9 protein-coding genes are annotated in these 9872 nt (G+C 63.8%); 1 reads left to right on the top strand and 8 read right to left on the bottom strand.

Annotated elements, in window-relative coordinates; all coding sequences use genetic code 11:
* Positions 1–62: 62 nt before the first annotated feature.
* The 6 genes from EN749_RS22590 to EN749_RS22615 form a co-directional block, all read right to left on the bottom strand.
* Complete coding sequence (locus EN749_RS22590) at positions 63–1049, bottom strand: ABC transporter permease (protein ID WP_128288628.1); 987 nt, start codon at positions 1047–1049, stop codon at positions 63–65.
* Positions 1046–2026 (bottom strand): ABC transporter permease, encoded by a 981-nt coding sequence (locus tag EN749_RS22595; protein WP_128288629.1) that lies wholly within the window; start codon positions 2024–2026, stop codon positions 1046–1048. The genes EN749_RS22590 and EN749_RS22595 overlap by 4 nt, the downstream gene beginning before the upstream one ends.
* Complete coding sequence (locus EN749_RS22600; protein WP_127396020.1) at positions 2023–3570, bottom strand: sugar ABC transporter ATP-binding protein; 1548 nt, start codon at positions 3568–3570, stop codon at positions 2023–2025. Before EN749_RS22600 ends, EN749_RS22595 begins: the two co-directional genes overlap by 4 nt.
* 82 nt (positions 3571–3652) lie before the next feature.
* On the bottom strand, positions 3653–4780 hold the full coding sequence (locus EN749_RS22605) for a sugar ABC transporter substrate-binding protein (RefSeq protein ID WP_127322625.1): 1128 nt from the start codon (positions 4778–4780) through the stop codon (positions 3653–3655).
* Between the two features lie 298 nt (positions 4781–5078).
* On the bottom strand, positions 5079–6107 hold the full coding sequence (locus EN749_RS22610) for a LacI family DNA-binding transcriptional regulator (RefSeq protein ID WP_128364006.1): 1029 nt from the start codon (positions 6105–6107) through the stop codon (positions 5079–5081).
* Positions 6108–6284: 177 nt separating this feature from the next.
* Positions 6285–7514 carry an MFS transporter gene (locus EN749_RS22615; protein WP_127809937.1) on the bottom strand — a complete coding sequence of 410 codons (1230 nt, stop codon included), beginning with the start codon at positions 7512–7514 and terminating at the stop codon, positions 6285–6287.
* Positions 7515–7686: 172 nt separating this feature from the next.
* Between EN749_RS22615 and EN749_RS22620 the strand changes: the two genes are divergently transcribed.
* A complete protein-coding gene (locus EN749_RS22620; protein ID WP_127270870.1) occupies positions 7687–7977 on the top strand; it encodes a DUF3175 domain-containing protein in 291 nt (96 codons plus the stop codon).
* Positions 7978–7989: 12 nt separating this feature from the next.
* Here the strand turns inward: EN749_RS22620 and EN749_RS22625 are convergent, their stop codons facing one another.
* Both EN749_RS22625 and EN749_RS22630 read right to left on the bottom strand, forming a co-directional pair.
* Positions 7990–8766 carry a FadR/GntR family transcriptional regulator gene (locus EN749_RS22625; protein ID WP_023813240.1) on the bottom strand — a complete coding sequence of 259 codons (777 nt, stop codon included), beginning with the start codon at positions 8764–8766 and terminating at the stop codon, positions 7990–7992.
* A 268-nt stretch (positions 8767–9034) separates the two neighbouring features.
* A partial coding sequence (locus EN749_RS22630) for an NAD(P)-dependent oxidoreductase (protein ID WP_145990974.1) occupies positions 9035–9872 on the bottom strand: 838 nt, incomplete at its 5' end.

The following is a 9872-nucleotide window of genomic DNA, read 5'->3' on the forward strand; positions in this document are numbered from 1 at the left end:
GATGGCCGGAGGCACCGAGCCGGGAGCGCCCGCTGGCGCCTGTGCTGCCTTTTCGTCCACGGTCAGCGGCTTGCCGGCGCGCGGCCGTAGAGCAGCAGCATGGCGACAATGACGACGCCGTAAATGATCTGCCGCCCCGCCTCCGGCATCTGCATGACGGAGAGGATGGACTGCAGCAGCGTGATGAGGATGACACCGGCGACCGTGCCGAGATAGGAGCCGCGCCCGCCCAGGATCGAGGTGCCGCCAAGCACCACCGCGGCGATCGACGGCAGCAGATAAGCGTCGCCCATCGACTGCGCCGCCTTGGAGGCATAGCCAGCCAGAAGCACGCCGCCGAAAGCCGAGAGCCCGCCGGAGACGGCGAAGGCGACCATCACCACGCGCCGCGTATCGATGCCGGAGAGATACGCCGCGCGTTCGCGGTTGCCGATGCCGTAGACGGTGCGGCCGAAGCTGGTACGGGTCAGCACGAACACCATCGCGGCTCCGATCAGCACCCAGATGATGACCGCGTTGGGCACGCCCGGAATGGCGAAGCCGGTCGCCAGGTAGCGCATCGCGCCCGTTGCCGAATCCTGCGGCGAGAAGCCGCCTGTGTAGACCACCATCAGCCCTTGCGCGACAGCGTTGGTGGCCAATGTGATGATCATCGAGGGGATGCGCAGATAGGCGACGCCGATGCCGTTGACGACGCCGATCAGCATGCCGCAGAAAATACCGAACGGCATGGCCAGCGCCACGCCGACCGGGCCGTACGCCGCCGCAGCGCAGGCCATCATGGCGCCCGCTGCCACCGCCCATGGCACCGACAGGTCGATCTGGCCGAGCAGGATGACCAGCATCATGCCGGTTGCGATGACGCCGAGGAACGAAGCCACCTTGAGCTGCTGCAGAAGATATTCAGGCGACAGGAAGCTTCTGGAATAGAGGCTGCCCAGGAACAGCAAGAGAACGATGCAGGCAAAGGCCGTCAGCACCGCCGGATCGGCGCGGCGGATGAATCTGGGCATGCGGCCGGCAATGCCGCCAAGTGTCGTTTCGCTCACAGGAACCACTCCAGCCGGTTGCGGACCCGAAACAGGGCGAAGGCGCCGAGGCTGACGGCGACCAGCAGGATAACGCCCTGGAACAGCGGCTGCCAGAGCGGATCGAAATCGAAGACGAAGAGCAGGTCGCCGATGGTGCGGAAAGCCAGCGCGCCGAAGATCGCACCGATAGCGCTGCCCTTGCCCCCGAACAGCGAGACGCCGCCGAGCACCACGGCGGCGATCGAAAACAGCGTGTAGGCATTGCCGCTGGCATAGGCCGCCTCGCCCGTATAGGTGAAGAAGGTCAAAAACAGGCCGCCGATCGCCGCCAGCAATCCGGCCAGCGTGTAGGCAGCGAACTTGCCGCGCCGGATCGGCACGCCGGACATGTAGGCCGCCGTCTCCGATGATCCGGCCGCGTAAGCCGCGCGGCCAAGTACCGAGCGGCTGAATGGCACCCAGATCACCAGCACGATGGCGAACAGGACGACCAGGCTCGCCGGCACCACGCCGAACACACGGCCGGTCAGCGCATCGGCCAGATCCTCATTGACCGAGCCGCCCGGAAATGGCCGCAGCAAAAGGCCGATGCCGTAATAGACGGCGCCAGTGGCAATGGTGGCGACAATCGGCTGCAGCCGGCCATAGATGACGATGGCGCCGTTGATCGCGCCGCACAGCAGCCCCACCGCCAGCACGGCGATGACACCGAGCGTCGTCTGCATCGGCGTGCCGACCACCAGCCAGGAGGCGAGGCAGTTGGTGAGCAGGAAGATCATACCGACGGACAAGTCGATGCCGGCGGTGATCACCACCAGCGTCTGCGCCATGGCGACAAAGGCGAGCAGCACGCCCTTGTTCGACGCCGTCTGCACGACATTGGCGGTGAAGCCCGCCGGATGGTTTGAGGTGTAGATGACGAACATGACGATGAAGATGCCGAGCGCCAGCAGAGTTCCGCGCTGCTCGGCCAGCCAGTAGCGCCAATCTTTCACGCGCTTGCTCCCAGGCCCACCGGGCTCTCCTCGCCATGGATGTTGAGCGCGCTTGATATCAGCGCCCGCTCGGTGATCTCGGCACCGACCAACTCGCGCTTGACCGCCCCGTCATAGAGCACCAGCACGCGATCGCAGCAGCCGATCAGTTCATCATAGTCGGTCGAGTAGAACAGGATCGCAGCACCCGCGTCGGCCAGTTTGCGCATCAGCTGGTACAGCTCCTGCTTGGTGCCGACGTCGATGCCGCGCGTCGGATCGTTGAGCAGGATGATGCGCGGCTGGCGCATCAGCCATTTGGCGATGACCACTTTCTGCTGGTTGCCGCCCGAAAGCGCGCCGACCGGAATGTCGAGGCCTGCCGTCTTGATCGCCAAAAGGCCGACCATGTCGTCGATCAGCCGCTGCTCGGCGGCGCGATCGATGATGCCGGCTTTCGACAGCCGGTCGAGCGCCGCGAAGGACAGGTTCTCGCGCACCGTCATCGGCAGCATCAGCCCTTCGGTCTTGCGGTCCTCGGGGATAAGCGCCATGCCGATGCCGTCGTCGCGCGCAACGGATGGACTGGTGATCGACACCGGCTTGCCGTCGATCAGGATCTGGCCGCTGAGGCCCCGCAGCACGCCGAAGAAGGCGAGCAGCAATTCGCGCTGGCCCTGGCCGTCGAGGCCGCCAATGCCGACCACCTCACCTGCCCTGACGGTCAGCGAGATGTCGTGCAGCCGGTCGGCCCAGGAGAGCTTGCGGGCCTCTAACCTGGGGGCTGCGGTGGCAGGCACCGCCGCCGGCTTGGGCGGAAAGATATGGCTGTATTCGCGACCGATCATCAGTTCGACCACTTCGTTGTCGCTCTTTGTGCCTGCCTTGTAGCTGGCGACATTGCGGCCGTTGCGAAACACCGTGCAGTGGTCGGCAAGCTCGGCGATCTCGTTCATGCGGTGCGAGATGTAAAGCAGCGCCAGCCCTTCCGAGCGCAATCGCTTGAGCACGCTGAAGATCTTGGCAACGTCGGTCGCGGTCAGTGCCGAGGTCGCCTCGTCGAGGATCAGGATGCGCGGCTTCCTGGCCAGCGCCTTTGCGATCTCGACCATTTGGCGGCGTGACAGCGGCAGGTCCTTGACCAGCGCCAGCGGGTGGATATCGGCGGCGCCCGCGCGTGCCAGCGCCTCCTCGGCGATGCGGCGCTGCGCCTTGCGGTCGATCATGCCAAAACGCTTCGGCGGATCGGAAATGACTATGTTGTCGGCAACGCTGAGTTCGGGAACCAGCGACAGTTCCTGGAAGATGCAGACGATACCGGCCTTGTTGGCCGCGCCTGGCGAGGCGAATGTCACTTCGCGTCCATCCAGCGTCATGCGCCCTTCGTCGGGCGCGACGACGCCCGCCATAACCTTGATCAGCGTCGATTTGCCGGCGCCGTTTTCGCCGAGAATGGCGTGAATGCTGCCGGATGAGACCGAAAGCTCGGCCTTTTCCAACGCCCGCACACCACCATAGCGCTTGGATATGCCTTCCATCCGGAAGAGCGGAACCATACCGTCCATCGGCCCTCCCGAGGCACTTTTGACGACCAGGGATATCGAATGGCCGGCGCCGCGGGAGATCCCGCGGCGCCTTGTATGCTGCCTATTGGTCCGCCTTGGTCTGGCCCATGATTTCCTGCGCCGTGAAATTGATGCCGCAGGTCGGGAAGGAGTTGCCGACGAAGAAATTGTCAGACTGGTCGGGGAAGAAATCCTGACCGGCTTTGAAGTTCGGATCCTCGACAATCGCCAGCGGCAGTTTGACCGCTTGCGGAACGACATTGCCTTCGAGTGCGGCAATCGCCGTCTTGATGGCAACCGCCACCTGGGCCGGACCGGTGCCGGCCGATGAGCATTTCAGCCCGTCCGCAGCATGAGCGGCGCAGAACTTGCGGAAGCCATTCTCGGTCTCGCCGCCGAACGGCACGAATGGATGCTTGGCATCGATCATCGCCTGCACGATGCCGGTGTCGCCACCCTGTCCGGTCACGCCGTCGAAGGGGCCGTTGGTTGCGATGGCGTCGGCCGAGGCCTTTTGCGCCACGCCGTCATCCCATTTGCCGACCACCTCGGTGACCTCCCACTTCTTCCCGGACGCGTCGAGAGCCTCATGGATACCGTTGTGGCGGTCGGTGTCGACCGATGTCCCGGCAACGCCGCGCACTTCGAGCACCTTGCCGCCATTCGGCACATGCGTGACCAACCATTTGCCCCACAGCTCGCCAAGACCTTTCTGGTCGACGTTGACGTTGATGGCGTCCTTGGTGTCGAGAATGTTGTCGAAGGCAACCAGAATGACACCGGCTTCCTTGGCGCGCTTGATCACCGGCCCGAAAGCGGTCGGGTTCTGGGCGTTGACCACGATCGCGTCATAGCCGGAATCAATGAAGTTATTGATCGCCGAGATCTGTGCCGGCACGTCTTCTCCGGTCGAGACGACCTTGAATTCCTTCAGCTTTGCAGCAACGTCCTTCTGGGCTGCATAGGCCTTCGCAGTCTGCACCATCTGGATACGCCACGTGTTGGCGATATAGCCGTTGGCGAGCGCAATGCGGTAAGGGCCGTCCTTCTTGGGGAACTTGAAGAACTGCGTATCCGCAGCCCAGGGTGCGAAGCAATCCGGCTCGGCCGCTGGACCCTTGACGATTTCGGGGCCCGCAGCAATCGCCGACGAGCTCAACATGACGAATGCAGTGGCGGCAACGATGCCACCAACAAGTGACTTGATCATCGATATTCCTCCCAATTGCAGTTCTGTTTGTTATTTGACTTTGCGAAGTCTCGCGCGATGCCCGGCACCTCCTGCCTTGGCCACGCTTTCATTGGTCGGTGAATGGCCGACCCGGTTCCTCCCCTTGTCCCCGTCAGCAAAGCTGAAACTATCATATTATCCATAATAAACAAGTATCAGTTGTCGCTTATGTATAATAAACAGGCGTTATCTCTCCCACATGCGCCTGTCAAACAAGGATGGTAGCGCTACCAAACTGGCGTGTAAACCGGCATTCGCACAGTCGCTCCTGTGCGTTTCAACGCGCCGTGCTCTCGCGGCGCTTGAGCTCGAAACCGAGGTCGACGATCCGTTGCTCCGGTCTGTTGCCGGCGATCGCCGCCAGCGCCATGGCGACGGCACGCCGGCCGATCTCATAACGAGGGGTGCGGATGCTGGTGACTGAAGGAAACGCCACCTGCATCATGTCGAGATCATTGAAACCAACGATGCCGATTGTCTTCGGTACCGCGATCGAGGCGCGATGGCATTCGAACAAGACGCCGAGCGCGATGTCGTCATTGTTGCAGAAGACACCGTCGAGTGTCGGCACCTTGGCCAGCGCGTCGCGGAACATCTCGCGGCCAAGCGACACGCTGGACAGCACCGGCGTGGTGGTGACGAGGCGCGGGTCGAACAGGCCCGCGGCCTCCATCGCCGCGCGATAGCCGGCAAGGCGCCGCTGCGAACGCGGATCCATGCGCGCGCCGATGAAGCCGATGCGGCGATAGCCCGCCTCGATCAGATGCTCGGTCGCCGCCCTGCCGCCATCAAGATGCGAGAAGCCGACCATCATGTCGACCGGATCTGGACCGGTTTCCATGACCTGCACCACGGGGCAGCCGGCACTTTCCAGCAGCTTTCGCGAAGCCGGTGTCTGATCGATGCCGGCGACGATCAGCGCGGCTGGCCGTTGCGAACCGAACAGCTGCAGCAGCCGCTCTTCCTCAAGGCCGGAATAGTGGGTGTTGCCAAGCTGGATGCGGAACGGGCTGGCCGACAGGCTGTCATAGATGCCGCGCACCACCTCGGCGAAGACGTTGTTGGTCAGCGACGGCACCAGCACGCCGAACACCTCGGCGCGCGCCGAGGCCAGCGCCCGGGCATTCGGGTCCGGCACGTAGCCCAGTTCGTCGACGGCGGCCTGGATCTGGCGGCGCAATTCTTCGGAGACACGCTCCGGCTCGCGCAAGGCGCGCGACACGGTAATGGCGCCGACGCCGGCCTTACGCGCGACATCCGCGATGGTCGGGCGGCCGCCGCCCCGGCGCGAGCGCGGCTTGGTCAAGGACGCACTCCTGGCGACTGGCTTGTGCAGCCAAGCGCCTTTGGTACCATATTCGGGGTCTTTGCCACCGTCGTCATGCCAAACCGGCCTGTTGCCGCACCCATTCGCCTTCCGGCGTCGCGCAGCCTTGGGTGGTTGTCAAGCCGCGCAGCTCCCGGACCATTGGGCACGGTGAGCTCACGCCATCACGGCTGTGCTGCGCCGTGCCTTCCAGAACAGCAGCCCGATCGCCACCAGGTTCAGCAAATTCCACGCGATGCCGTTGAGGAATGCGGCGGCGTAGGAACCGGTCAAATCGTAGATCCAGCCCGACATCCAGCCGCCGATCGCCATGCCGAAGATGGTCGCCATCATGACGATACCGATACGCTGGCCGGCCTCGTTGGCCGGCATGTAATCGCGCACGATGATCGCGTAGCAAGGCACGATGCCGCCCTGCGACAGGCCGAACACCAGCGACACCACATAGAGCGAGGCAAGCCCGTCGAACGGGATATAGAACAGCAGCGACAGGCACTGCAGCACCGAGCCGATCATCAATGTCCACACGGCGCCGATCCGGTCGGCGAGGAAGCCGGACGCCAGCCGGCTGACGACGCCGCCCGCCATCATGATCGACAGCATGTCGGCGCCATGCGCCACGCCGTAGCCGAGGTCCATGCAATAGGCGACGATATGCACTTGCGGCATCGACATCGCCACGCAGCAGCCGAGCCCGGCGACGACCAGCAGCACCTGCAAGGCCGCCGGCGACAGCGAGATCGGCTGCACCGACCGGCTTCCGGGCGAACCCGCGACGGCGGCCGCCGGGGCACCGCGCCGCAGCATCAGCACCAGCGGCACCATTGTCACCAGGCAGAAGATGCCGATTGCCGCATAGGTGAAGCGCCAGCCCTCCGCCTTCATCAGCGTCGGCATGATGGTCGGCCACAACGCCCCCGCAAGGTAATTGCCGGCCGCCGCCGCCGTGACCGCGACACCGCGACGACGGTTGAACCAGTGCGAGATATCGGCGATCAGCGGCCCGAAGATCACCGACGTGCCGACACCGATCAGCACTCCTTGGGCAAGCGTGAATTGCAGGATCGAGGTCGACAGCGCCGCGAGCAGCAGGCCGGCGGAAAGCGCAATCGAAGAGAGCAGCGCCGGGATCCAGTAACCCATCCGGTCGATGGCGCGGCCGACCAGCACGTTGCCAGCGGCGAAACCGACCATGGTCGCGGTGTAAGGCATGGACGCCGCGGCGCGGTCGACGCCGAACTCGGCCTGCACCGCGGGCAGCACGACGACGACAGCCCACATACCGACGGCGCCAATCGTCGCCAGCAGCATCGAGATGGCAAGCCGCATCCAGGCATAGGAGCTGTCGATGCCGGGGCCGGGCTGGATGCTGTCGGTTCGGGTCAAGGCGTTTCCTGTCGGCGGTCTCGGAGATCGGCTGCCGTTTGCGCCACTATCGGCGCATTCTCAGGCCGCAGCAGCGCCACAGCGGGCAAATCCGTGGCTCCAGAGCCAGGCCGGAACCGATGCCGATGTGCAGAGTTTTCCCGGCAACCCACCCCTGCAAAGGAGTCCAGCGATGACCGCCACCAGGAAAAAATGGTCGGCCGAGGTGACCGAGCACAGCAACGCAATGGATCTTGAGGATCACGTCTTCGAATCCGACGACGCCAGGAAGATCGCCGGCTCGCTGAAACGATCCGCCGAACACAGCCACAGGCGCAAGGCCGAGCCTTTCCAATCCGCCATGTCGATGCTGAATTTTTACATCAACCGCGCCGGCAAGAACTTGCCTGCCGCGCGCAAAAAAGTGCTTGAGGACGCCAAGGACGAACTGCGCAGCGCCTTCGGACGTGACAAGGATGATTAGCGGCGGCCGGCCCTACCGGGCGCGGATGACGCCGTCTGTGTTGGCGAGCAGTTTGCGCACTGCATTGCGCGCGGCGTCGGGGCGCTGCAGGCGGATGTTCTTCTCGATCGCCTCGTGCAGCTTCTGCGCGTGGTTGAGATCGTCGATCTCCCGCGTCGTATAGGCAAAGAGGTGATCGAACGCGGACTCGATCAGTACGCCGAGCGGCACCAGAAGGTCGTTGCCCGAAGCCCGCAGGATGGCAAGATGGAAGCGCGTGTCGGCGCGGGTCCGCTCCTGCAGGCTCGTCGCCTCTCCCATCTCCCGGCAGGCCAGGCTGATCTCGGCCATCTGCTCGTCGGTTCTTCGCATGGCGGCAAACGCGGTCGCTTCCGGCTCGATGATGTGGCGGAATTCCTGCACCGTCTTGAGGAACACTTCGCGATCCGGCGACGTCGCGTACCAGGCAAGCACATCGCGATCGAGCAGGTTCCAGCGTTCCTTCGGCTCGACCCAGCTGCCGATCTTGGGGCGTGAGGCCAAAAGGCTCTTGGCCATCAGCATCTTGATGGCTTCGCGCACCGCCGAGCGGCTGACGCTGAAGGTCTCCGACCATTTCGCTTCATTGGGCAGGATGGTGCCGGGCGGATAGTCGCCGCGCACGATCCTGAGGCCGATTTCGCTGGCCAGCGAGGCGTGGACGCTGGAGCCTGGAATACGCGCGGCGTCCGCGCGGCGAACGCCGCCCGGACGGTCCCCGGAGGCCGCTTTCCCCAACGATTTTTCCTTGTTCGGCTTCGCGTCCCGCATGGGTTCCAGAAAGTCCGTATTAAGCAGGCTGTCAAGCGCGGCAAGCGGCTTGCACCGCAAAGCCGCCCGCTGTGCACAGATCAGCCCCGATCCGCCGCTTGATTGGCATGTCGATATTCAGGTCAGGCCGAGCCGAGAATGATGGATTTCGAGAACCGGAGCGCAGCGTACTTTTGGGTACGTGAGCACCGTTCTACCGCAACGCGGTAGAACCGGAAGCGCAGAAAGCTGTCATTCGCAGGCCGGCATCACCTGAATGTCGACATGCCTAGGACTGGTTGACGTATTTGCGCCAACTATGCTCCGGGCGGAAGCCCAGAACGTCACGCGCCTTGCGGTTCGACAGCAGCGTCTCGTATTCGCCGAGTTCGGCCTTGACCGGCACGCCGGGGTAGAACCGCTTCAAGAGTTCGGCAGTCGGCAGGTCGGACGAGGTGTCGTCATTGGCGGCGTTGAACACCTGATAGCCGAGCCCGTCCTTCTCGATGGCGCGCAGCGTGATCTGGCCGAGGTCGCGCGCGTCGACATAGCTCCAGGCGATGCGCTTGCGGAAACCCGGATCGGCGAACCATTTCGGAAACAGCGAATATTCGTGCGGCTCGATGACGTTGCCGATGCGCAGGGCGTAGATGTCGGTGCCGTTGCGTTGCGCAAAGGCCCGCGCCGTTTTCTCGTTGACGACCTTGGACAAAGCATAGCTGTCCATCGGATCGACATCATACTCCTCGTCGAGCGGGAAATATTTGGGATCGCGCGGCTCGTTGGCGAACACAAGCCCATAGGTCGTCTCGCTGGAGGCGATGATAATTTTGCGGATACCGAGCTTCACCGCCGCCTCGATGACATTGTAGGTGCCGAGCGCATTGATGCGAAACACCTCGTTGTCGGTGGTGATCATGATGCGCGGGATGGCAGCGAAATGCACCACCGCATCGACCGGCTGCGGGCGCAGCGAGGGGTCGAATTCATGCAGGCCCATATAGCTCGACAGTGCGTTGAACACCTGCCCGCTGTCGGTGATGTCGGTGATCAGCGTGCGCACCTTGGGATTGTCGAGCGGCTTGGTGTCGATGTTGAGCACCTGGCAGCCTTGCTCGACCAGATAT

This window comes from Mesorhizobium sp. M7A.F.Ca.ET.027.02.1.1, from assembly GCF_004022985.1.
Classification (GTDB): Bacteria; Pseudomonadota; Alphaproteobacteria; order Rhizobiales; family Rhizobiaceae; genus Mesorhizobium.

Excerpts from the sequence above, each read along its gene's own strand:
- EN749_RS22600 (WP_127396020.1), bottom strand. The coding sequence starts at position 3,570 with ATGGACGGTATGGTTCCGCTCTTCCGGATGGAAGGCATATCCAAGCGC.
- EN749_RS22605 (WP_127322625.1), bottom strand. The coding sequence starts at position 4,780 with ATGATCAAGTCACTTGTTGGTGGCATCGTTGCCGCCACTGCATTCGTC.
- EN749_RS22620 (WP_127270870.1), top strand. The coding sequence starts at position 7,687 with ATGACCGCCACCAGGAAAAAATGGTCGGCCGAGGTGACCGAGCACAGC.
- EN749_RS22625 (WP_023813240.1), bottom strand. The coding sequence starts at position 8,766 with ATGCGGGACGCGAAGCCGAACAAGGAAAAATCGTTGGGGAAAGCGGCC.